The following is a 22,897-nucleotide window of genomic DNA, read 5'->3' on the forward strand; positions in this document are numbered from 1 at the left end:
ATCCCAGATGGGCGCAGGCAGACTCTACTTCCGAAATACCGCGTCCAACTCTGTGAGGCCCGGCCCACCCAAAGATGCGCGCCTCGTTTGAAATTGGGAAAGGAACCGAAGCCACCCATTTGGATGTCAAAGGCTGGGATGGAGTCTACTCGAGGCGCAGAATGGCCCGCGTCAGTTCGTCCACGCTTGCGGGTGAAATGTCCCCAAGAAATTTCAGGGTGAGGTGGATGTTTTCGGCAGGAGTCCAGCGGAGGCACGGACCGAGTTCGTTGCGGAGCGGGGAAGTTGACTGCCAAATAGCAAGTTGAATCGCGCGAGGAATTTCGATGGCGATGAAAGCGCGGATCAGGCTCATAAAGTTATTCGCCGAGGGCGCGTGTCACTGCTTCTTTCAATTCCTGGAAACCGACGGGTTTGGTCAGGTAAATCTTCGCCCGGCTTCCATGCCGCGTTTGATATCGGCAGGGGGCAAGCTTTGGCTGACACGACTACAACAGGTATGTTCGTCAAGGCGGGATCGTGATGCATGTGGTGCAGGATGTCGAGCCCGGAGATGCCGGGCATCATGATATCGAGGATGATGAGATCGGGTTTCTCGGAAGAGATCAGGTCGATGGCGGGAGCGCTATTCGAAACTTTCAGGACGCGAAAGCCGCTGACGCGCATCATCTCGGCGAACAGTTCGGCGGCGTCGCCTTCGTCTTCGATGATCAACACGGTTTTGTTTGACATGTGGAAGTAACGATAGCACAGGGAAAGTAATTGTGCAAGAGGGTGTAAGAAGTTGGTTCAAATGCTCCATTCTAGGAACTACAATCACATGGAGGACTCGATGAGCGAACTGACAGAATTTCGTAAGGAGAAAGATGAATTCTTTGCGCGGCACCCGCAAAGCCCGCTGACCCCGGAGCAAAGACGCGATTTTCACGGGTTGAACTATTTTGAAGAGAATGCCGCATTACGGCTTGAAGTGAAGGTGGAGCGTTTTTCCGAACCGACCTGATGGCGATGCAAACTTCCACGGGGGGCGCAAGAGTATGTTCGCTATGGGCGCTTCAAATTTCAAGCAGACGGGCAGGATGCCGAACTTACGATCTATCAAGGCGAGTTATGGTTTTTTCTGCCATTCGTCGATCCGCTCGCAGGGACGGAAACCTGCCCTGGCGGGCGTTATCTTTGAACCTGAGCCGTTACCCGCGATCGCTTCCTGGTTGATTTCAACATTGCCTATAACCCGTATTGCGGCGCATAACGAGATGTGGTCGTGCCCAATCACGCCGGCGGAAAATCGCCTGAAAGCGCCCGATCCGCGCGGGGAAAGAAATTATTCCACCCGAAAATTACCCTTGACAAAGCTTTTTGATAGACCCTTGCGTCGCCCGCAAGGTCAATGAAAACGCTGATCTGGACCGAGCGTTTTCAGCGTGAATCAGCGTCCTGTTTGGTGGTGGTAATCAGTTCACGACTATCCCTGCAAATACCGCGGCGCCTGTCGGTTTATTCATCTTCAGTCTTCTTCACCTCGAGCAGCCCTTCGTACTTCACAGCATCCGGGCACAGGTCGAGTGTGGTCGCGGATGAGGAGGCATGAGGTGGCGGCGTCTTGGCTGTGCGCTTCTGCTCCACGTATTCATCCAATTGAGCGTAGATTCATCACAGGTAAGTTCTTCGCGGGCAGATTTTCCAGCACGCGGAGAAAGCCGAGAACAGCCCTCGTGGGAAGTTCCTGTTTCTTGCCGAGTTGGCGCGGACGCGATTGACAAGGTCTTTGATGTTCATGGTTCCAATTGGTTTGACGGTTGGGCTTGAGTCTATCTTACTTTTGCTCGAAAAGAGCAAGGACTTCGTGCGGGGCGATGTCTTCCATCGAGAGTCTGCTTTTGAGGCGAACGCGCGTCGTGCAAAAGTTTGCACACGGCGTTGCGGTTGGTCTTGAGTTTTTTTGCCGCGTCTTCCATTGGCATGTCGCGCACGCCTAGCAGGATGAGCGCCTCCGCGCTGACGGTCGGTTAGTTCTCCTCGATAATACGCCGGACACGGGTGAGCATATCTGCGCGTTCCGCCGAAGTTTCGGACCTGGGCGTGGGTGTCTGCGAGCAGTCCGGGGGGAGGAACGTCTTCGTTTTCCGTAAGCTCATCCAACGATGGGTCGCGCCAGCGTTTGCGCCGAGTTCAGTTAGGGGCGATCCGCACGGCGATCTTGTGCCACGTGGTGAATTGACTGCGTCCCTCGAGGTGCCGAGTTGGTCGAGCACGCGCAGGAGCGGTCTCTTGTGTGACTTCTTCACGGGCATTGAATTGTGGTTGGTCGGGGAGATAGCCAGCGCGACAGGGCATAGGGCAAGCCCTTTTTGAATAACCGCGCGCAGATCTTCGAGAGCGAGTTTCGCGTTCCAATCCCGATGCCCTGAGTTCTGCGAGCCATTGTTCATTCGTCCGTGAGGTCATGATCGAAAATTATAAAGCAAGTTTGAGTTGTTTTGTCGCATTTCTTACTCTTTTCTTAGGAATGACGCAGTTGAACCTGTTGAACGCAATCGAGTCAATAAAACAAACGACTCGTTTTTTGTTTGTGGGCGCTAAGGGACTCGAACCACTGGCCTCATCTGTGTGATAGATGCGCTCTAACCAACTGAGCTAAGCGCCCTTCTCTCGTTAGAGTGACGGCATTATAGCCGAGATAAAGTTCTTCGGCAAGACGCTGTTTGCGTACTCGCTCGTGTGTGGTTCCTCCATTATGGCGGCGGCAGCACATCCCACGGGTTGACCCAGGATGAGATGGCGCGGATCTCAAAATGCAGGTGTGAACCGCTTGACCGCCCTGTGTTGCCGATGATGCCGATCAGGTCTCCCTGTCCGACGCTTTGTCCGCACACCACGCTGATTCCGCTGAGGTGCGCATACAGCGATTGGAAGTTATTCCCATGATCCACCATGATCATATTGCCGTACCCGTAGTTGTTCCAGCCCGCATACACGATCACGCCAGCGTCTGTGGCGTATGCGCCTTCGCCCTCATTGCCGGCGATGTCGATACCCCAGTGATTTGTGCCGGGCGAATAATCGAAACCGGAGCGGGCGTGCTGGCTTGCGGGCCAAACGAATGTTCCAAAACCTACTGCGCCTCCGGTCACCGGTTCGCATGCGCCGGGTCCCAACACGCGCGCCGAAGCGGGGTTTTCGCGCGTCACCCCGAGCGGGGCGCTCCATGAAATGAACTCGCGTTTTCCGCCCGGCACGATCAGCCAGTGCCCGGGGGCAATGTTGGAGCGGCGAAGTCGCCAACGGTGGCGGGATCCAGCTCATTCGGCGCGTAATTGATGATGTCTTCCGGGGTCACGCCATAATATTTTGCCACGCCGTTCAACCCCTCGCCTTGTTGCCATTCATGATACGTTCCATTGACGGGGAGGATACTCAATTCCTGCCCGGGCTTCAACGAGTGCGGGTTATCGAGCAGGTGTAATAGTTGCTCCAGAGAACGGTTTGCGGTTCGAGCCCGTAATTTGGGCAATGCCAAAGATCGTATCGCCTTCGACAACCGTATATTCGATCACCTTCTCGCGCGGACGCGAGGGATCGTGGTATGCACTTGCGCAAGACGCGGAACCCCGCCGAATGAATTTTCCCCGCCGATGGATTCGATTCCCGCCACGATGACAGGCGCCTCAGTTGCCTGAGAGAGCGCCTCAGCCCCGGCGGGAACGTTCTGCGCGAAGAAGCCCCGCGCGAGCCAGATGACCGCGCCGATCAACGCGATCGACAACATCAGCGTTCCGATGCGAAAGAACGATTCACCCAGCCCAATGCCGACCAGTGTTTCAGTAATGCGCGCGAACACCCCGCGCTTTTCGTTATTGCTCATAGGCGTATGCTCAAAATTATCATAACACGTTCAAAAAATCGAAGTCAACCACGCCGCTCGAACGCTAACCTGACGTTAAGCCGCCGACCTGCGCGCGGCGGGGAAAAAACAGCTGAATCCCGCCCAAACCGAATAAGCACACCACTCCGCAGACCATGGCGGTGACTGGGAGCGAAAGGTTTTGCGTCATCCAGCCGATCAGCAAACTCCCGAACGGCGCGATGCCCTGAAACGACCATAAGTACACGCTATACACGCGCCCGCGCAAATCATTTGCCACTTGTGTTTGGAGCAGGGTATTCATGGTGGCAAATTGAGTCACGCCGCCCCAGCCCATGAAGAGCGCTACCAGCGCGACTGCAAACCAAAACCGATTCAAAATGCGATGCCCAACAATCCGACAATGAAAGCCGCTTCTCCAAAACGAGCCGCGCTCCCCTCTGATGCGCGGAATTGTTGAACGCGATCGACAAAGCCGCCGTGAGCGCGCCAGACCCCAGCGCGAGATACAACGCGCTATTGCGGGCATCCACAATGGATTTGGTGTCGCCGACCTGCGCAAGAACATCTTTGCCAGCACGGGGATCTGTTGCATGACCGGCATTCCGAAAAGTCCCAGTATGGCGGCGAGCAAAATGATTGCCGCGATATTGCGATGCGCGAGAATGTACCTGCCTCCATCCAGAAAATCACGGGCAATCGATTGATTCGACGGAGTCGGTTCCACTCTGTGCATCAACCGAACCGAAAACAAACTGATGAGTATCGCCCCGAAACTCAAGGCGTTCAACAAGAATATCCACCCTTCTCCGTTTGAGGGCAGAATCAAGAGCAAGGGCGCCGCTAGGGCAGGACCAAGCACACGCGACATGTTGAAAGCCGTCGATTGCAACGCGATGGCATTGGGCAAAAGGTCCCCGCCAACCAGTTCGATCAGCATGGATTGCCGCGCAGTGATCTCGAAAGTGGTGGCGATTCCCAAGACCATCGAAAGAACAATGATATGCCAGATTTGGATTCTTCCGGTCAGGGTAAGAACAGCCAGAACGAGAGTCTCGATCATCATCACTGCCTGCAGAATCATGACCGCTTTACGTTTATCCCACCGTTCGACTAACACGCCGGAAGGAAATGCCAGAAAAAAAGTAGGCAGGGCGAATGCAAACCCGATCACGCCCAAATCGAGAGGGCGCCCGCTGAGGCGATAAGCGAGAAGAGGCTGGGCAGTGTTCTGCATGGATGTTCCCACCAGCGAGAGCAAATGTCCCAGCCAGAAAATCGCAAAGTCGCGCGAGGTCAGCGCCGGGAATCGCCCGGCGAGCGATAATCGAATTTGATGAATCATAACGCGGATCGCACAGCGAAATTCATTTTGCGCCCTTGCCGCGCTCGTCGGGGCGAAAGAATGAACTGTGAGAACTCCCTATAAAATTTCGGACTCCTCTGCGGCAGAGGCTCTTTTACCGCGCCTTTCCGAAGCGCGCTTACAGGCTACTTCGCCGGCGCGACCAGTTCGGGCTTATCGTTCGACGCCTTGTTGACCAGCGCGCTGACCGGGTATGCATCCATCATCTCGGCGGGGAAAGGTTTGATGATGGGAAGCAGTTGGTCGGGTGTTTGCGGCGAAGGGTCGAGCCATTTGGCGTAGTCGCGCGGGTGCACGATGACCGGCATACGGTCGTGGATCATTTCCATCAACTCGTTTGGTCCGGTGGTGATGAGCGTGCAGGTTTTGATCGAAGACCCATCCGGGCTGTTCCACGTATCCCACAAGCCCGCAATGGCAAACGGCTGGCGGTCCTTCATGTGGATATAAAACGGCGTTTTCGTTTTCTTGCCGGGTTGCGCTTTCCACTCGTAAAAACCATCGGCGAGCACCAGACAGCGTTTGTATTTCAAACTGCCGCGAAACGACGGCTTTTCGGCAACCGTTTCGCCGCGCGCGTTGATCAGGCGGGCGCCAATGCCGGGGTCTTTCGCCCACATGGGAATCAGCCCCCACACAAAAAAATCTGCCTTGAACTTTTCCGTGTTCGGGATCGCCAGCACAGGCTGGGTTGGCGCGATATTGAATCGCGGCGCAAAATTTTTCGAAATGTATAGTTGCCGAATTTTTCCTGTAATTCAGCGGGGTCAACCGTCAATGTAAATCGTCCGCACATTAGTTCCTCAACTTCCTGAAATCGCCATCGCGTTTGGTAAAGCCGATCGCGTCAAAATGTTCGAGCAAAGCCTGCGCATACTTTCGGCTGGTGTTGAATGTGTCTCTGACTTCCGCGAGCGAAATTTTACCGTGTGTCTCGATACTGCGCTTGATCTTTTCCTTCATGGAATCATAATCGGATGCGCGAAATATGACATCGGCTGACACCGGCATAAATTCGCCGAGTTCGATCAGCGCGTTAAGGACATCCTCTCCAACTTCTGCCTGGCAATCCTTGACGCTCGGCGGGCTGAACGGATTTGCCTCAAACTTGCGCTTCATTTTCTCAAGTGTTGCCTGCTCGCCCGCCGTGAAGCGGACCTCATGCCCCGGCAGGGAAATCGTTGAGGCGTGATCCACGATCGAACGCTCGGCGCCCATTCGCGCAAGAACAGCGTTAAAAATACGCGGCGTCACCTTCAATTTGCTTTTGAGTTCTTCGCGCGGTATGCCGCGCCGCAGTGGAAAAGACTGATGATGCTCTTCAACGAGGCGGGCGATCTGTTCGCGCAGTTGACTCCAATGCTTCATTGTGCCCGCGAGAATTTCACTGTTGGCTGTGAGTTGCCCGCTTTCGAGAAGCACAAGGGTATTCCTATTCAACAATTGCGGCAGTGAATCTTCGGCGATGCGCGCATCCAGCCGCGAGCGCAAAACGATTTCTTTGATGGGCGCGATGCCGAGGGCGTTCGCGGCTTCGAGTAGAACCTCTACGGGCGAGCCTTCTGCCAGCGACTCCAATGATCGCAACACGGATTCGTCGAAGCGTTTATGCCTGCCCTTGGGCTGGTGATCCACGATCCTGCCGCCGCCTAAAGTTTCGCCGGGCGACGGGCGCCGCAGGATATAACGGTCGCCGCGCGCGGCAACGACCGGCTCGCGTAGTTCAAGTTGTATCCAACCTTCGCTACCGGGCTGTACCTCTTCGGTTCCCAACAATCGAACTGTGGCAATTGCCTCGCTTGCGCCGACAAAGAATTTGACCTCGTCGTTGTGTTTCAAGCCTGTCGTCGCATCGTTTAGTATTCGGATTCGCGCGTCGAGTCTGCGGGCAGGTTGATATTGATTCGGACGGGCGAGCACATCTCCCCGGCGGACGGATTCCGCTTCCACGCCGGAGATGTTCACTGCGGTGCGCGAGCCAGGGATGGCGATGTCCTCTTTTTTCTTGTGAGTTTGCAAACCGCGCACTCTTCCTTTAATTCCGGTGGGCAGAATTTCAACTTCATCGCCCACCTTTAATTGCCCATCGCTCAAGGTGCCGGTGACGACTGTGCCGAACCCGCTCATGCTAAAGACGCGGTCGATCGGCAGGCGGGGACGGTTGAGATCGGGGCGGGCGGGTTGACTTCCCAGCAGAGATTGGAGATTGGAAATTAAATCATCGAGTCCTGTTTTTGTCCTGGCAGAAACGCGGACGATGGGCGCGTCGCGCAGGGCGGTGTCCTTCACGATGGCGCGAATGTCGGCTTCGAGCAGATCAAGCCACCCTGGGTCTGAAGCGAGGTCGCATTTGGTTAGCGCGATCAAGCCGGCGGGAATCTCCAGCAAATCCAAAATGGCGAGATGTTCTTTTGTTTGCGGCATCACGCCCTCATCTGCGGCGATGATGAGGAGCGCGGCGTCGAGTCCGCCTACGCCTGCCAGCATGTTTTCGATGAAATCGCGGTGACCCGGCGCGTCCACAATACCGATCTCTTCTCCGCCTGGCAGGGTGAGCCAGCCAAAGCCAAGTTCGATGGTCATTTCGCGCGCCTGTTCTTCTTTGAGGCGGTCGGGATGTGTGCCCGTGAGCGCGGCTATGAGCGTGGATTTTCCGTGATCAACGTGACCGGCTGTTCCGATGACTCGCATGAAAATAAAATCTTTCCACCCTCGTTACACCAGGGCAGGTTTTTCGCTTTTCCTGACCATGAAGGATGAAAGAGGAATAACATGATGAAAAATTGAGATTGCTCTATTTTTTACTTTTTTTCGCAGTTTTGCCGTGACCCATAATGCGCTCATACGCGGACATCCACTCGTGCGCCACGTTCATCAATTCCTGAAGTTGTTGCTCGGTGGCATCCGTCGTTTGGTGGACTTGGTCTTGTATGGTTTGGATCGATTCGACCAGCGGGTCGATGCGTTCCTCCAACTTTTGCATCACGCGGCGGACATCTTTTGTGCCTTCGTCTTGCGAGAGGGTGTAGCCCGTCCAACGTTTCTGGTCGTCGGCTTTGAAGGTTACCCATTCCTGCCGCAGGCGGTCTTCGGTCAGGCGTTGCATTTCGGTCACTTCGTTGATACGTCGTTCGAGTTTGGTGTTGAGTTCGTTGTAGGTCTCCTGCGCTTTCTTCGCGGAGCGCAGGGTTTCCTCGAGTTGAAGGATCTGGTGATCGAGCGTCTCGGCTTGTTGTTTCACCGTGTCGAATTTTTCCTTCCATTCTTTGTAGGTGTGTTCGCGGTCGATCTGCGCAACGGTCTGGCTTTCGATAAATACGGTCTGCGCCCTCTTGCGTTCAGATTCAGAGAGCATGAGTTCGTTCATGCGACTGTCGATGGTTTTCAACCCGTCTGCGCTGAGGTCTGCCTTCGCGCGGGCTTCGTCGATTCGTTTGCGAACGGCGGTCAACTCGCCGTGCAGGTCGGCGACTCGTTTTGTGTCTTGTTTGCGCGCCTCTTCAAATGCTTTTTGCGAACGCAGGGCTTCATCGGCGGCGCGGACGGCGTTGTCGATCAGGGGGGGGAATTCCTTGATGGCGAGTTGCAGGCGGGCATCTTCGTTGGGCAGGGCTTTGAGTTGCCTCTTGATCTCGGTAAGGTCGGTGGCTTTTTTTAACGCCTCGAGCGATTTTGTCAGCGGCTCCAAATCCTGGGCGTGTCGCTTGATCAATTCCTTTTCGCGTTTCTCGATCCGTTTCTCAACCGTGTCGATCGCCTTGTTCATATCTTCGCGTTGTTTGGCGAAGATCGAGTCGAATTGGTCCAGCCGCGCCGCGGTGGATGCGACATCCGCGATCTGTTTGTTCAGCGGCTTGATCTGTTTGGCAACCGCGTCGATGTTTCCCTCTAACGCGGCCATGCGTTCTTCGAGCGCGACGATGGTCCTGCGTGTTTTACGATGCTCGTCATCCAGCCAGGCAATGCGTTTTACGATCTGTTCAAAATCCATAACTTCCTCCGAAATCAGGCAGGATTATACCGTAGCCATCCTAACGACCCAGATGCTCGAACATCAACGGGAGTTGCGCGAGAAAAACTTGCACGGTCTGTGGGAACAACCCCAGGATGAACAGCCCGATCATCCCCAACCCAAGCATGATCATCTGCGGGAGGTTTTCGCGCGGTTTCCAACTGGCGAACTCATCTGCCATCGCGAACACCGCCAGCGAACGAACGGCGCTCACCAGAAACCCGGCAATGCCAATGCCCATCCAAACGGCAGAGACGGAGGATACGCGCGAAATATTTTCCCAAAGAGCCAGGCGCGGCGGAAAACTTGCCAGGAGGGGGAACGCGCCTGTGGATAACGTGGCGAGGACGATTCCCGTTGCGGCAAACGGCGTATTCCTCAACATGCCGCGTGTGGAGGAAAAGCGCATCGTTTCGGCGTTTTCCTTGATGATGTTCAGCGCGAGCGACCATAAGGCGAGAGTTAACGCGCGCGCGGGTATCAATAAGAACAGGATCGGGATACCCAGCCGCGAATCAACGCTGAGCGCCAGAATGGAGAGCCCGGTTTCTACGACAGACGCATACGCCATGATGCGTCCGAAGTGACGTTGAAAAGCCGCCCACAGCCCGCCTGTCGTTACCATGAGCAAGCCGGCAAATTGGAGCGCTGAAATGAGTTGCGGCGAGGAGCGTATCCACGAATAGCGGTCGAGGAACCCCGCTCCGAAGAGGATCGTGATGGTGGGCAGAATCCACAACAGGAAGCCGACCGTAAATGGAGACGACTCCTCCATTAGCATGGGAATCCAGTTGTATAGAGGGAAGATTGCGAGCAGGAACGCGAAGCCCAGTCCCAGCACCGAAGCGGATTGCGCCGCGAGAGCGAGGTCGCCGGGGCTGGCTTCTACGCCGGCGAGCAACCAGCCTGCCAATAAAATGAACGGCATGGCAAGCGTCTGATAGATCAAGAATCGAACGATGCCTTTGCCGGGCGTTGCATACAAGGAGGAGAGCATGGGTATCGATATGAGTATCGCCATCTCGATAAATAATGCCGCATAGAGGAACGGTTGCACTGCCAGCGCGGCGACCATCAAAGCGGTGACCATGAGTCCGACGGGTACCACGCGCGCTGAGCGCTCAGCCGCCAACGACCCAAAAAACCAGAGTGATGAGCCGGCGTAGATCAACGCGAGTAATGAACCCTCGGCGGGCGAGATCAAGAGCGCGCGCCCAAGGACGGATATGGACGAATCGATTTTTACGGAGAATTCTCCAACCCGCAACGCCGTTTCGATCGGGACGAACTGCGCGATCAGCGCGAGGAGAACGGCAAGCGTTCCTCCGAGCGCGCTGATGGCGCGCGCGTTCCGGATGAATAGAAGTAGAACGCCAAACCCGAGCGGTACGAAGATCCAAAGCGTGGGCGCGTTTGTGGTCACAACGCCTCCGGTTCACGGTGTTGCGAAGCGATCATCAAGTATGAGCCGACCAACGCCAGCCCCAGGTTGATGACCACTAGCAGGGCAACCACCAGCGCGGAAGTTTCGACGGAGGAGTAGATGATTTCAAAACCGGCAATGACGGTGAGCAAGCCCTGTGTTACGCGCAGGATTTGCGCAGTGATTCCCAGGTGAAGTAACCCCAAGCCAGCCAGCAATAATCCGCCCGCGGTGACTGCCGCGCCGGCATCAGCCATGATGTTGTTGATCGAGGGCGTTGCGCCTGCCACGATCAAGACAACCATCCCTGCGGCGAACAGGCTGAACAGCCTTCCGCGGGGCCAGAGATTTTCCTCTGAATCATTTTCTCTCAAGTCAGAGCGTGTCATGCCGAGGATCGCGGAGCACATCCACCCGGTCACCACTTTGACAGAAGCCATGCCAAGCGGCAAATGGGGGAGGAGCAGGATGAACATGGCGAGATATTGCGCGGCAAGAAAGGTGATGCTGAGCCGCCAGTCTCGCGCGATGAGTAATCCTACCGAGGTGACGAGGATGACAACGACCGCAACCCAGACAAGGATATTCATCTCAAGGAATCCTTTGAGTGAAGAAAGAGATGAAGAGGGCGAGGAAGAGCAAGGTCCACATAATACCGCCGTCGCCTTCGAGGATGTTCGAGAAGGTATTGCTCAGCCTGCCCAGTTGGCGATATATACTCCACACGGATTGATATAGCCAATCGAGCCACGTCAGGTTGGCGGGGCGCACCCAATGCGCGCGGACCGGGTTAAGGATGCGAATACGTGGGGTGAGCCAGATCAAGCCGACCGTGAGGGCAGAGGCGAGGAGTCCCGCGATCACGTTGCCAAGGTGAAGCGAGCCGTCCCAGCCGAACCATCCTAGAAAGACGATCACCGCCAACAGTAAGATGATTCCGATCGGGTAGATGTTTTTTCCCCACGGCGGTTGGTCTTCGTAATATTCGCGCGATGTGGGTGGGCGAAGGATGTGTCGGATAAACCCGGACATAAGCATGGCTTGCGCAAGCAGGAGCGGAAGCCATGCGAGGAGGAAGCCGGTTCCGCCGGCCCAGCCGCTGGCGGTCAGTGAAAATGGGAGGGTGGAAATTCCAAACACCGCGACCCATAGCGAGCGCGTGAGCCACTTGTTCGGCTCAGAGGATAAAAATAAAACGCCGCCGCACAGGATGAGCGCGCAACTCCATGCCGCCGCGCCGATGGGATTTGAGCGCAAGGCGGCGGCAACTGCCAGCGAGCCGACGCCGATCAACCAGAACGGACGACCTGTTAATTCATCAGGGGCGCGCAACCACATCCACCCGCCATATAGCGCGGCGAAAGCGATGATCATAAGAATGTGCGGGGCGAACGGCGAAGTAATGCTGCCGGCGGAGATGCGCGCCAGCAATATGAGGCTGGAGCCGGCGGAGATCATCCGCAACACGGTGCCGAAGCCTCGTCGTAATGCGGACCGGCCGGGATAGGGAAGGTGAAGAGGCAGAACGCCGATCCGTAATGCCGCGGCAAGCGGGAGAAATAAAGAGGCTTGCGAGGTCAATGCGTGGAAATCGAGCGCAACCCCTTGAGCCGCGCTTGACACATTTGCCCACAGCAAAACCATGACGCCTGTGATGCGCGCCGCGAATGAAACCACGACTCGCTCGCCCAGCGCTGGCTCCTCGACAAAACGTAGTTGAACGATCAAGTCGACGAGATCGATCGCCGCCCAGATCAACGCCAGCGTCACCGGGTTATTCGCGACAGCGGCAAGCGTTCCCAGCGAGCAAAGCGCGAGCGCGCCAACCCAACTTAACGCGCTGGGAAAATTGCTCCTTACCACCGATGTGAGGATCACAGAGAATGTGAGCGTGATCATGCTTAGGGCAAACATCCAGGCGGCCGAGTCGGTGACGAAGGTTGGCGATTGAGAAAACAACGAGACGGGTTGCCAGATCAGGAATTGCAAACGGTCCGTCTTGTTGATCCATGCGAAAACGCTTGCCCATGCGAGAAACGATCCGCTAACGGCAATCAACCATGTGTAGCGGGCGGCGGGTAAAAAAATCCGCACGACCAACACCAGCAGAGCGGTAACGAGAAGAATGCCAACTGTGATGAGAATGAACATGCGACAGGTATTTTATCAGGTTTGACCCGCTCGTCTCTTTAAGGGAGCGGCTATTTGGGCGCGCAAAGCCGCGGAGTCCGCAGAGAATCTGAGATTTTTCTACCTACCTGACAGTTTTAAAAATGGGACGCAGAATAACGCTGATCAACGCGGATTTTTCAAAAAACGGGCAAAAAAAGTTTTTATCGGCGTTTTCAGCGCGCTTCGCTGTCAGCGTCCAAAAAAGGAAAGTGTCGGGTAGTTTGAGATTTTTTCTCTGCGGTCTCGGCGTTCTCTGTGGCAAAGAGGGTTTGCGCGCTTGTTTCGCCACTCCCCTCTTTGATAGGGAATTGAAACGAGCGGGATTTGCATCAATACTTATTTGTTGTAAAATCCCGCCATGCGTTTTTTACACCTCGCCGTGATTTCCGTGTTGCTTTTCCTTACAGGTTGCAATGCGGCGGCAGATCATGTTTCTGCCGAAGAGATTTCCTCCCCAACGCCTTTTCAACCCCTGACGAATAGCGCTTCAGACACCCCTGCTTCTGATTCGGCTCCCACACCGGTGGACCTGCCCACGCTCGCCCCGCTTCTGCCCACGCCGACCCCGTTCCTCATCCTGCCGCAATACATCCCCGCCGATGCGATGGTGCCAGCCTTCACTGTGACCTCCACGTTGAATCCATTAACCGGCTTGCCACCCGTCGACCCGGCTTTGTTACAACGCCGTCCGATGGCGATCAAAGTGGCTAACTATCCGCGCTACATGCGCCCGCAATCCGGTCTTACGCTTGCAGACCAGGTTTTTGAATACTACATCGAAGACGGTTTGACGCGTTTCATCGCGGTCTTTTATGGCAACGATTCGGAATGGGTGGGACCCGTTCGCTCCGGGCGTTACTTCGATGAGCATGTGCAGCGCATGTATCACGCCTTCCTGGTGTTCAAATTTGCCGACCCGCGCGAATTGGGATATTTTCAAGGGAGCGAATTTGCCGATCTCTTACTCACGCCGACAAACGGCTCGTGTCCGCCCTTCCACTTTTTAACGGAACGCGAACAGACGGTCGAGCCGTATAACAATTCATATTTCAATACCACCCTCATGGCAGATTGCGCCTCGCGCGGCGGAAAAGACAACTCGCCTCAGATTATCCGCGATGGGCTGTTCGACGCCGCGCCTCCGCTGGCGGGATTGGGCGGAATCAAAGTCTCCACTTTCTACTCCGTCGATTCATATCATTACTGGCTCTACAGTCCGCAAGACCAGCAATATTATCGCTATCAAGAAACCGCCGATGTGCGCGACGGCAAGGAAGGCTCCTTTGCGCCGCTTGTAGACCGCGTCACATCGCAACATGTTCATGCGGCGAATGTGGTCGTCATGCTTGCGTATCATTCTTTCGCCAATGAGTACGATGAAGACGACGAGGTCTTCAAAATCGACATGACAGGTTCTGGCGAAGCCTACGTATTCCGCGATGGAGTGGGGATACCGGCAAAATGGTATCGGACCAACCTAGACCAGCCGCTCTACTTCGCCACGCTGGATGGCGCGCCCATTTACCTGCGACCGGGCATCACATTTTACGAAGTGATCGGCTCGCGGTCGTTCGTCGATCAAGCCAGCGGTGAATGGAATTTTCGACACGACCCGCCGTAATTGGCGTATCATTGCGACATGTCTGCCTTCCAACTCGCCACTCTCTCCCAATCCTCCCTGCAAGATTACGTGGACTGCGCGCGGCGCTTCCAACTCCGCTATGTGGAGCGGCTTGCCTATCCCGCCGTCGAGTCGGAGCCTGCGCTGGAGAATGAACAGCATCAGCGCGAAGGAGAATTTTTCCATCGCCTCGCGCAACAATATTTGGTTGGCATTCCGCGCGAACAGGTAAGCAAACTGGCGAACACGCCGAACCTGCAACGCTGGTGGGGAAATTTTTCAAACGCGATAGACCTGTTAGGTTTTAAAAACCTAACAGGTCTCTACCCCGAAGCCACCCTCTCCGCGCCTCTAGGAAACTTTCGTTTGCTCGCCAAATACGATCTCATCACCCTGCACGAAAACAAAGCGACGATCTACGATTGGAAAACGTATCGCAAACGTCCGCGCAACGAATGGCTCGCCGCGCGGATGCAGACCCGCGTCTATCGCGCGTTGCTCGTTCACGCGGGCGCGCATCTCAACAATGGGCGTCCCTTCGAGCCTGAACAGATCGAGATGGTTTACTGGTTTGCGGATTTCCCCAACGACCCCGCGCGATTCGCGTACACGTCCGCGCAATATAAACGGGATTGGGACTTGCTCCTCAAACTTGCGGATGAAATAAATTCCGCTTCTTCCTTCCCTCTAACTGACGACGCCACCCGCTGCCTTTATTGCCCTTACAGATCGTACTGCGAGCGTGGAGTCCGCGCGGGAGAGGCGGGCGAAGCCGAAGCAGAGACAGAAGCGGAAGAGTTATTCGACGTCAACTTCGAGCAGGTTGGGGAAATTTCTTTTTGAAGCGTGGGACAAATTTAAATTTGTCCTACGGCACATACACCCCAATGTGGTTTGCAACAGGGCGTTCTCGCCCGGGGATGTAATTATCAATCGGGGAATTGAGGATCACAGGCTCGCCGTTATCGCCCTCGATCACCAGCGTGGACGACCCTCCCCCATCGAGACTCATCGCAGTGTACACGCCTTGATCAATCAGCAGTTGCGCAAGATCGGAAAATGTGATGCCCGAGCTGTAAAACGGCTGGCGACCATCCACGACGATGAGATACACATATCGCCCATTTTTGTTTAATCCAATCGCCGTGCGCGGATCGAGTTCGGAATCGTTGAGTCCAGCCAAGGGCTGACCTTGCAACACGATCATCCTATCGCCTGAGATCGCGTTGTAGACTCGGTTCGGCTTGTCGTTAAAACTGAACGCGTTGCGGCGACTGATGTACAACGTGGGACGTTCACCCTCATCCAACTCGACGCCCTTCCAATAATCGTCACCGCTCGATGCCGCGAACCCCAGCGGCGCGACGGGATCGCCCACATGGGGATAATAATCCGCAGGACCGCGCGACCACCATGGAGTAAAGCCATCGCCGTTGATGGCGATCTGCACGCCGAACTCATCGAGGAATTGCGATGTGGTTCGCGCATTTAGCGGTGTTTCGCTTTTTGAGTCGGCAGGTGTGATGAGAAATTGAATCCCCTTCGTCTTTGTGTCAATCTTGATGATGTGCGCGATCATCGCGTTGGGAAAATATCTCACCACGCGCTGATATGTCACGCCTTCGTAAAGGGTTTCCTTGGCGGGAATGGGCGCGGGTCTATTTCGTCCGAGGAAAACGAAATACGCTGCCACGAACAGAACAACCGCTGCAATGATCGCAACGCTAACCCTTGCGATTTTTCTTTTCTTCATAGTTGGGATTCTCAAAACGAAGCCAATTACTATTTACCAATTAGGCTCTACCGTTTTTAACGGGAAACCTTTTTTTCAAACACAAAGGACACGACGGTCACAAAGGAAAACCCAAGGAATCTAGGCTCTTTTTTTTGCCTTTGTGTACTTTGTGCCCTTCGTGGTGAAGCTCTTTCCCGTTAATTACGGGAGACCCACCAATTACTAATCACTGATAACTGATCACTTCTTCACTCACCCTACACCACTTCCCCCTCCGCCATCCTCATCGTCTTAAACGACTCAATCGCCACCTCCAGCATGGACGTGTCGGGTTCGCGCGTGGTTAACGATTGCAGGGCAAGATTCGGTTTGATGATGAAACGCACGAAGGGGTTGGTCAAATTGTTGGCGGTCCAGCGGATGAATTCCACCGCAAGACCCGCAATGACAGGGATCAACAAGACGCGGCTCGCAAGTCGCCACCAAAACTCCATGTCGCCAAACAGACTGTGAACGAGAATGGATAACAGAACGAACGTCAGCATGAACGCCGTGCCGCAACGCGGATGCTCCAGCGGAAATTTCGCCACGTTCTCAGGTGTCAGTTCCACACCCGCTTCATAAGCATTGATGGTTTTATGTTCCGCGCCATGATAGCCAAATAGACGTTTGACATCGGGCATGAATCCAATTCCCCAAATGTAGCCGACGAGCAGGACGAGCCTCACCAAGCCTTCCAGCAAATTATGCGCGAGGTTATGCCAGCCGAGATAATGTTCCGCCGCGCCGCCGACACTGGCGGGAAGAAGTATAAATAACGCGACCCCAATCGCCAGCGAGGTTGCAAGCGTGAGATACAACGCGGGACCTTCGAGCTTTTCTTCTTCGCCTGTTTGTGTGTTGGCAGAAATGGTCAGCGCGCGCATTCCCAATCCCAGCGCGTCCCATAACAGGATCGTGCCACGCAAAAACGGAATCTTCGCAATGCGCGAACGATAGACCGCCGCGAGACTTTCCTTGTGAACGACGATGTCCCCGTTCGGCGCGCGCATGGCAATGGCGAACGCTTTTTGTCCGCGCATCATCACGCCTTCGATGACGGCTTGTCCGCCGTAGGTAATGATCTTATCTTCCATTTTTTTTGATTCACCACGAAGGCTTGCGAAGAACACAAAGGAAAACCTTTGGGTTTAAAACCTTCGTGACCTTTGTGTCCTTTGTGTTAGAAATTATTTCAAATTGTAGATCGTATGAACCAGCGCATCAATACCTTTGCGCCACGTGGGCAGGTGCAACTTTTCATTCGGCGAATGCGCGTTATCTTCGGGCAGACCAAAGCCGGTCAATACCGAGTCCACGCCGACGTATTCCTGCAACTGCACAACGACGCCGATCGAGCCGCCCTCGCGTTTGAACAGCGGACGCTTGCCCCACGCTTGTTCGAGTCCCTTCGCTGTTGCCTGCACGCCCAGGCTGTCGCGCTCCGTGATCGCCGCGCCCGAGCCGGTGATGATCTTCACCTCCGAGCGGATCGTCTTTGGCGTGTTGGCTTTTACATATTTGATCATCGCCTTTTCGATCAACTCCGGCGTTTGGTCTGGCACGAGGCGGCAGGATATTTTCGCCATCGCCCACGCGGGGAGGACAGTCTTCGATCCTTCGCCGGTGAAGCCTGACAGCAAGCCATTGACCTCCAACGTCGGGCGAATGCTTACCCGCTCTTCGGGCGTGTACTCGGGTTCGCCCCACAACGCCGGGACGCCGGTCATGTTGATGATGTCCTTTGGCTTGATCGGCAAGCGCGCAATTTCGGTGCGTTCGGCTTTGCCCGCCTTACGTACTTTGTCGTAAAAGCCGGGCAAGGTGATGCGTCCTTTTTTGTCGTGCATGCCCGCGATCAATTCGACGAGCGCTTGCGCGGGGTTGTGGATCGTCCCGCCGAACAGACCGGAGTGCAGGTCGCGGTTGGGACCGTACATGCGGATTTCAAAATACGCAAGACCGCGCAATCCGTACGTGATGGTCGGCAAGTCCGCGCCGATCATGCCGGCGTCGGGGTTGATACAAAAATCCGCTTTGAGCATCTCGGCATTTTTCTTGATGAACTCGCCGAGATTCTTCGAGCCGATCTCCTCTTCGCCTTCGATCAGCCATTTGATGTTCACGGGCAATCCGCCCGTCCGCGCAACCGACTCGACCGCCTTCATCGAGGCGATCACTTGTCCCTTCATATCGGATGAGCCGCGCGCGTATAAATTTTCTCCGCGCACTTCGGCTTTGAACGGATCGGTTGTCCACAGATCGAGCGGGTCAACGGGTTGCACGTCGTAGTGACCATAGATGAGGACGGTCGGCGCGTCTTTCCCCGCTTTGAGCGACTCGCCGTAGACTGCGGGATGCCCGCCCGTCGGCATGACGCGGACGTTATCCATCCCGATTGATTTCAATTGCGCGGCAGTCCATTCTGCGCAACGGAGCGTATCCGCGTTGTGTTCGGGGCTGGTCGAGATCGAGGGAATCGCGAGGAATTGTTTCAACTCCTCAATGAATCGTTCATTGTTCTGGTGAGCATATTCAAGCGCGGTTTGTCGTGAGTCGGTCATTGGTGGTCTCCGAATATTGATCGTGTTGTAGTGGCGACTTCAGTCGCCCTTTTCACATAACGACTGTAGTCGTTACTACGGTTTTATCACGGCGAAGGGGTTTCTGTTACATCTTGCAATGCGCGGCGCGTTAGCAAAAACCATTGAGTGAAGGTCGCAAATCGGTCACTGGGATCGTATAACGGCGCAACCTGCGCGCCTTGCACTTGCGCGTCCACGCCATACGAGTAAACAGGAATGTACAAAGGCAACGCGGGCAATTCTTTTGCAAAGATCACTTGAAAGTTGCGATACAAACGCGTACGCAATGAATAATCGGCGGTGACGCGCGCTTGCTCGAGATATTCGCTCGCTGGACGATTATCCCAACCGGAGTAATTTTGTCCGCTGGCGGCTTCGGCTTGATGCCAGAATGGGTAGGGGTCGGGGTCGGGGGTGTGGGAAAGGTTGAGGTCCACGAGAGCAGATTGATAGGCGCGCGAGGCGAGCGCATTCAAGACAAGTTGTTCGTAGGGCATTGCTTGCAATTCCACGCGGACTCCGATCTTCGCCCATTGGGTTTGAATCGTCTCGGCGATCTGGGTGTGAAGCGCGTCGTCTGGGTGCAACATCGTGAATGTCATCGGCGCGCCGTCCTTCGAGCGCACTTCGCCTCCGCCGGCGGGAATCACATATCCTTCGGCTTTGAGAATGGATGCGGCTGTTTCGGGATCGTACTCGAAATGATCGGTGCCGTCAAAAAATGCCCATGAACTCGGCAGGATTGGGCTGTGGGCGATGATCGCCTGCCCTTGAAGAAATTTGTTGACGATGAGGGACCGATTCAATCCCAGCATGAGCGCGCGCCGCACTTTTGCGTCTTGCAAAAACGCCACCTCGGGGTTGGTGAGGTTGAATAGGACGAAACTAATCTGAGGCAGTTGACTGGTGTACACCGCAAGGTTCGGCTCTTCGAGAGCGGCGAACAGTGAATCGCCTGTGAGGCGGCTGACTGCCAACACATCGCCTTGATTGTAGGCGTCTAGCGCGTCGGCGGACGTGTCGTAGTACCGGAACACCACTTGCTCGATGTAGGGCGCGGCATTGTAATATTTTTCGTTGATCGTGAGCACTACGCCGCTGATCCGACTTCCCTCCACAATGAGGTGATCGAACTTGTACGGTCCCGTGCCGACCGGCTGGATGTTGAATTGCGCGTCGGGCATTTGCTCCGGCGGAATAGACTCAAGCAAGTGTTTCGGCAAAATGCCAAAGGTTAGATAATCCATGAACGGAACGTACGGTTCAGGGAGTGTGAACTTGATGTTTTTGTCGTTGAGCTTGGCGACCTCGATGCGCCCCCAAAGATCTTTGATGTCCTGCGGCACAAGCGACCCCGCGCTTTTCATGCGGTCGATCGTGAAGAGCACATCGTCGCTGGTGACCGGAGTTCCATCGTGCCAGGTCGCATTCGCGCGAATGGTGAAGTTATACACCGTGCCATCCGGCGCGACGCCCCAAGCCTCCGCCAGGTCGGCGCGCGGAATGCCGCGCTCGTCGAAGCGGACAAGCCCGCTGAAGATGAGACGGTTCACGTCGCGGTCGGCGGAGTTGTTCCAATCCAACAGCGGGTTCAACCGCCCCAGCGACCCGATCAACGCCTCGGTATACACGCCTCCCTGTTCCGGTTGCGAGACGATCGGTCCGCCTACGGTGGTGTCCTGCGATTGCTGGCTGAATAGCAACACAGCCGCGATCGCCAGCGTCACGAGAACTACCAGGATTTGCCAGCGTAATTGTTTCATGCTTGGGGAAATTTGGTCATACAAAAAGAAAGGCTCGTTCTATCCCGCGCGCTCTGCCGCGCGGATTCAAACGGGCCCTTTGCGAGAGTGGATGTTGGCTTACGAGATGATCAACAGCGCGATCACAAGCCCGAAGAAAATAACGCTCAAGACAATTGTGACCCAAAATAGCGTGCGCTCGATACCGCGGCGGGCGGTGAATACACTGCCAGCGTCGGCGCCGGTCAAGCCGCCCAGCCCCGCGCCTTTGCTCTGCAAGATGACGCTGGTGATAAGAAGCACTGAGATTATAATCAGCGCATAGTCCAAATATACTTCCATGAATTACTGCCTCCTTTTATTAAGCGGGGTCATTATACCCGCTGGGCGGAACATACGTCAAACCGAGGTCACAGGAGAGAAACTTTGAAGATGCCACCCATAGCCACAGAGCGCGCAGAGACCTCTGAGAATTTTCTCAAAATCTCTGCGGTCTCTGTGGCTGGATTTTAAACATGCAAGAGATCATCGTCAATTTACACATGCACACGCGCTACTCCGACGGGAGCGGCGTTCACAAAGACATTGCCGATGCCGCGATTCAAACCGGGCTGGATGCGGTCATCGTGACGGATCACAACGTCCTCGTGCGCGGCGTGGAGGGATACTACCGCTTCAATCGCCCCTCGACATCGCTCAGGACAAGGGGCGTCCTGCTTCTCGTTGGGCAGGAAGTACACGACCAAGCCCGCGCTCCCCAAAAGAATCACCTCCTCGTCTTCAACGCGGAGCGCGACCTCGCCACCCTTGCCGAGAATCCGCAAACGCTCATCAACGCGGTGCGCGACTCAGGCGGGATATGTTTCATCGCCCACCCCAAAGACCCCGAAGCCCCCGCCTTCCACGAAACGGATATTTCATGGGAAGACTGGGACGTTCAAAATTACACGGGCATCGAACTATGGAATGGGTTGAGCGAACTCAAAACCGTCGTGCCGACAAAATTGCACGGATTGTTTTACGCATTTTTTCCGCAATTCATCGGGCACAATCCCATCCGCGAAACACTCACCCGCTGGGACGAATTGCTCTCGCATGGACGCCCCGTCGTCGCCATCGGCGGCTCGGACGCGCACGCGATGCACATGAGCATGGGACCATTGCATCGAGTCATCTTCCCGTATGAGTTCCACTTCAAAACCATCAACACACATGTGTTCATCCCTCAGCCGCTGACGGGCGACGTTCCCACCGACAAGAAAATGATCTACGACGCGCTCGCGGCAGGACGATGTTTCGTCGCGTACGACCTGCCCGCGCCGACAAAGGGATTCGTCTTCAAAGCCAAAGGACTCGAACAATCCGCGATCATGGGTGATGAGATTTCCGTCAAAGGCGGTGTCACACTCCACGCGCATACGCCCAAGCCAGCCGATATTCACCTCCTCAAAGACGGTCAACGGATCGGCGTGTGGAAAAATTCCTACGCCGCTACGCACAACGTCAACGAAGCGGGAGTCTATCGCGTGGAAGCCTATCGGAATTACCTTGGCAGAAAACGCGGCTGGATTTTCAGCAATCCGATCTACGTGAGGTAATTCTTTTTCAACACAAAGGGCACGAAGAGCACAAAGGAAAACCAAGGGAAGGCTGTTTGCTCATCGTTCGTCCAACCTTAGTGACCGTTGTGTCCTTCGTGTTAAAAGCTCCTTATGGAATCGTTCCCCTGCAATCGTCTCGTGGTTATCGGCACAACGAGTTCAGGCAAATCCACCCTCGCAGAAAAAATCGCCAAGCGATTCGATCTCCGCTTCATCGAACTCGACGCGCTTCACTGGGAGCCAAACTGGCAGGAGGCTCCGCTGGACGTGTTCCGCGAGCGAGTGACAAAAGCAACGCAAGCCGAACGGTGGATCGTCGCGGGGAACTACAGCGTCGTCCGCGATCTGGTGTGGGCGAAAGCCGAAGCGGTCATCTGGCTCGATTATCCGTTCTTCCTTGTTCTGCGACAACTCACCCGCCGCACGTTCACTCGCTGGTGGACTCAAGAAGTCCTTTGGGACAAAAACATCGAGCCGTTTTGGGTGCATTTCAAACTCTGGTCAAAAGATTCGCTGTTCCATTGGTTGTTCGCAACCTATTGGCGCAGAAAAAGGGAAACGCCAAAATTATTGTCACTGCTAGAACATCGGCATTTGACATTGATCCATTTCAAACATCCGCGCGAAGCAGATGAATGGCTGGCGAGACTATAATAAAATCACAAGCATGTCACTCTGAGCGCCAGCGAAGAGTCTCTACGTCGATGTCGTAGATTCTTCGCTCCGCTCCATTAGA

Annotated in this window: 22 protein-coding genes, 1 tRNA gene and 2 pseudogenes; 6 read left to right on the top strand and 19 right to left on the bottom strand. The window is 55.2% G+C overall.

The window, feature by feature from the left end:
- Window positions 1-145 precede the first annotated feature (145 nt).
- Together IPM31_17965 and IPM31_17970 are read right to left on the bottom strand one after the other, a co-directional pair.
- On the bottom strand, window positions 146-355 hold the full coding sequence (locus IPM31_17965; protein ID MBK9008861.1) for a hypothetical protein: 210 nt from the start codon (window positions 353-355) through the stop codon (window positions 146-148).
- Window positions 352-732, bottom strand: a complete 381-nt coding sequence (locus tag IPM31_17970) for a response regulator (GenBank protein ID MBK9008862.1) — start codon at window positions 730-732, stop codon at window positions 352-354. Before IPM31_17970 ends, IPM31_17965 begins: the two co-directional genes overlap by 4 nt.
- Before the next feature lie 100 nt (window positions 733-832).
- Here IPM31_17970 and IPM31_17975 point away from each other — a divergent pair, with 100 nt between their 5' ends.
- Window positions 833-1,003, top strand: coding sequence for a hypothetical protein (locus IPM31_17975; protein MBK9008863.1), 171 nt, complete (start codon window positions 833-835; stop codon window positions 1,001-1,003).
- Between the two features lie 21 nt (window positions 1,004-1,024).
- Window positions 1,025-1,180 (top strand): annotated as a pseudogene (locus IPM31_17980) (DUF1684 domain-containing protein).
- A gap of 992 nt (window positions 1,181-2,172) precedes the next feature.
- Here the strand turns inward: IPM31_17980 and IPM31_17985 are convergent.
- From IPM31_17985 to IPM31_18040, 12 genes and pseudogenes are all read right to left on the bottom strand, one after another.
- Entirely contained in the window at window positions 2,173-2,337 is a 165-nt protein-coding gene (locus tag IPM31_17985; protein ID MBK9008864.1) for a hypothetical protein, read from the bottom strand.
- Window positions 2,338-2,573: 236 nt separating this feature from the next.
- Window positions 2,574-2,647 (bottom strand) — tRNA-Val (locus IPM31_17990).
- Window positions 2,648-2,735: 88 nt separating this feature from the next.
- A complete protein-coding gene (locus IPM31_17995) occupies window positions 2,736-3,263 on the bottom strand; it encodes a M23 family metallopeptidase (protein MBK9008865.1) in 528 nt (175 codons plus the stop codon).
- On the bottom strand, window positions 3,242-3,514 hold the full coding sequence (locus IPM31_18000) for a hypothetical protein (GenBank protein ID MBK9008866.1): 273 nt from the start codon (window positions 3,512-3,514) through the stop codon (window positions 3,242-3,244). Before IPM31_18000 ends, IPM31_17995 begins: the two co-directional genes overlap by 22 nt.
- 39 nt (window positions 3,515-3,553) lie before the next feature.
- Window positions 3,554-3,865 carry a hypothetical protein gene (locus IPM31_18005; protein ID MBK9008867.1) on the bottom strand — a complete coding sequence of 104 codons (312 nt, stop codon included), beginning with the start codon at window positions 3,863-3,865 and terminating at the stop codon, window positions 3,554-3,556.
- A gap of 64 nt (window positions 3,866-3,929) precedes the next feature.
- Window positions 3,930-5,210, bottom strand: a complete 1,281-nt coding sequence (locus IPM31_18010) for an MFS transporter (protein MBK9008868.1) — start codon at window positions 5,208-5,210, stop codon at window positions 3,930-3,932.
- A 146-nt stretch (window positions 5,211-5,356) separates the two neighbouring features.
- Window positions 5,357-6,027: pseudogene (locus IPM31_18015) on the bottom strand (SOS response-associated peptidase).
- Window positions 6,027-7,922: a selenocysteine-specific translation elongation factor gene (selB, locus tag IPM31_18020; GenBank protein ID MBK9008869.1), complete on the bottom strand. Its 1,896-nt coding sequence runs from the start codon at window positions 7,920-7,922 to the stop codon at window positions 6,027-6,029. Before selB ends, IPM31_18015 begins: the two are co-directional and overlap by 1 nt.
- Window positions 7,923-8,025: 103 nt before the next feature.
- Window positions 8,026-9,222 (bottom strand): hypothetical protein, encoded by a 1,197-nt coding sequence (locus IPM31_18025; protein ID MBK9008870.1) that lies wholly within the window; start codon window positions 9,220-9,222, stop codon window positions 8,026-8,028.
- Between the two features lie 40 nt (window positions 9,223-9,262).
- On the bottom strand, window positions 9,263-10,666 hold the full coding sequence (locus IPM31_18030; protein ID MBK9008871.1) for a hypothetical protein: 1,404 nt from the start codon (window positions 10,664-10,666) through the stop codon (window positions 9,263-9,265).
- The gene (locus IPM31_18035; GenBank protein MBK9008872.1) at window positions 10,663-11,256 is read right to left on the bottom strand and encodes a hypothetical protein; all 594 of its coding nucleotides are present in this window, start codon (window positions 11,254-11,256) and stop codon (window positions 10,663-10,665) included. Before IPM31_18035 ends, IPM31_18030 begins: the two co-directional genes overlap by 4 nt.
- Window position 11,257: 1 nt before the next feature.
- Window positions 11,258-12,817, bottom strand: a complete 1,560-nt coding sequence (locus IPM31_18040; protein ID MBK9008873.1) for a hypothetical protein — start codon at window positions 12,815-12,817, stop codon at window positions 11,258-11,260.
- A gap of 379 nt (window positions 12,818-13,196) precedes the next feature.
- On the opposite strand from IPM31_18040, the gene IPM31_18045 reads away from it, so the two are divergent.
- Both IPM31_18045 and IPM31_18050 read left to right on the top strand, forming a co-directional pair.
- Entirely contained in the window at window positions 13,197-14,459 is a 1,263-nt protein-coding gene (locus IPM31_18045) for a DUF3048 domain-containing protein (protein MBK9008874.1), read from the top strand.
- A gap of 18 nt (window positions 14,460-14,477) precedes the next feature.
- A complete protein-coding gene (locus IPM31_18050) occupies window positions 14,478-15,302 on the top strand; it encodes a PD-(D/E)XK nuclease family protein (GenBank protein ID MBK9008875.1) in 825 nt (274 codons plus the stop codon).
- 25 nt (window positions 15,303-15,327) lie between these two features.
- On the opposite strand, the gene IPM31_18055 is transcribed toward IPM31_18050, so the two are convergent.
- The 5 genes from IPM31_18055 to secG form a co-directional block, all read right to left on the bottom strand.
- Window positions 15,328-16,212 (bottom strand): phosphodiester glycosidase family protein, encoded by an 885-nt coding sequence (locus IPM31_18055; GenBank protein ID MBK9008876.1) that lies wholly within the window; start codon window positions 16,210-16,212, stop codon window positions 15,328-15,330.
- A gap of 239 nt (window positions 16,213-16,451) precedes the next feature.
- Window positions 16,452-17,330, bottom strand: a complete 879-nt coding sequence (locus IPM31_18060) for a DUF1385 domain-containing protein (GenBank protein ID MBK9008877.1) — start codon at window positions 17,328-17,330, stop codon at window positions 16,452-16,454.
- Window positions 17,331-17,423: 93 nt separating this feature from the next.
- Window positions 17,424-18,797: a dipeptidase gene (locus IPM31_18065; GenBank protein ID MBK9008878.1), complete on the bottom strand. Its 1,374-nt coding sequence runs from the start codon at window positions 18,795-18,797 to the stop codon at window positions 17,424-17,426.
- Between the two features lie 86 nt (window positions 18,798-18,883).
- Window positions 18,884-20,581, bottom strand: a complete 1,698-nt coding sequence (locus tag IPM31_18070; GenBank protein MBK9008879.1) for a peptide ABC transporter substrate-binding protein — start codon at window positions 20,579-20,581, stop codon at window positions 18,884-18,886.
- A gap of 99 nt (window positions 20,582-20,680) precedes the next feature.
- Window positions 20,681-20,902, bottom strand: a complete 222-nt coding sequence (secG, locus tag IPM31_18075) for a preprotein translocase subunit SecG (protein MBK9008880.1) — start codon at window positions 20,900-20,902, stop codon at window positions 20,681-20,683.
- Window positions 20,903-21,075: 173 nt separating this feature from the next.
- Here secG and IPM31_18080 point away from each other — a divergent pair, with 173 nt between their 5' ends.
- On the top strand, window positions 21,076-22,158 hold the full coding sequence (locus IPM31_18080) for a PHP domain-containing protein (protein MBK9008881.1): 1,083 nt from the start codon (window positions 21,076-21,078) through the stop codon (window positions 22,156-22,158).
- A gap of 114 nt (window positions 22,159-22,272) precedes the next feature.
- Complete coding sequence (locus IPM31_18085; GenBank protein ID MBK9008882.1) at window positions 22,273-22,815, top strand: adenylate kinase; 543 nt, start codon at window positions 22,273-22,275, stop codon at window positions 22,813-22,815.
- The last annotated feature ends 82 nt before the right edge of the window (window positions 22,816-22,897 follow it).

This window comes from Candidatus Defluviilinea gracilis (assembly GCA_016716235.1).
GTDB classification, from domain to species: Bacteria; Chloroflexota; Anaerolineae; order Anaerolineales; family Villigracilaceae; genus Defluviilinea; species Defluviilinea gracilis.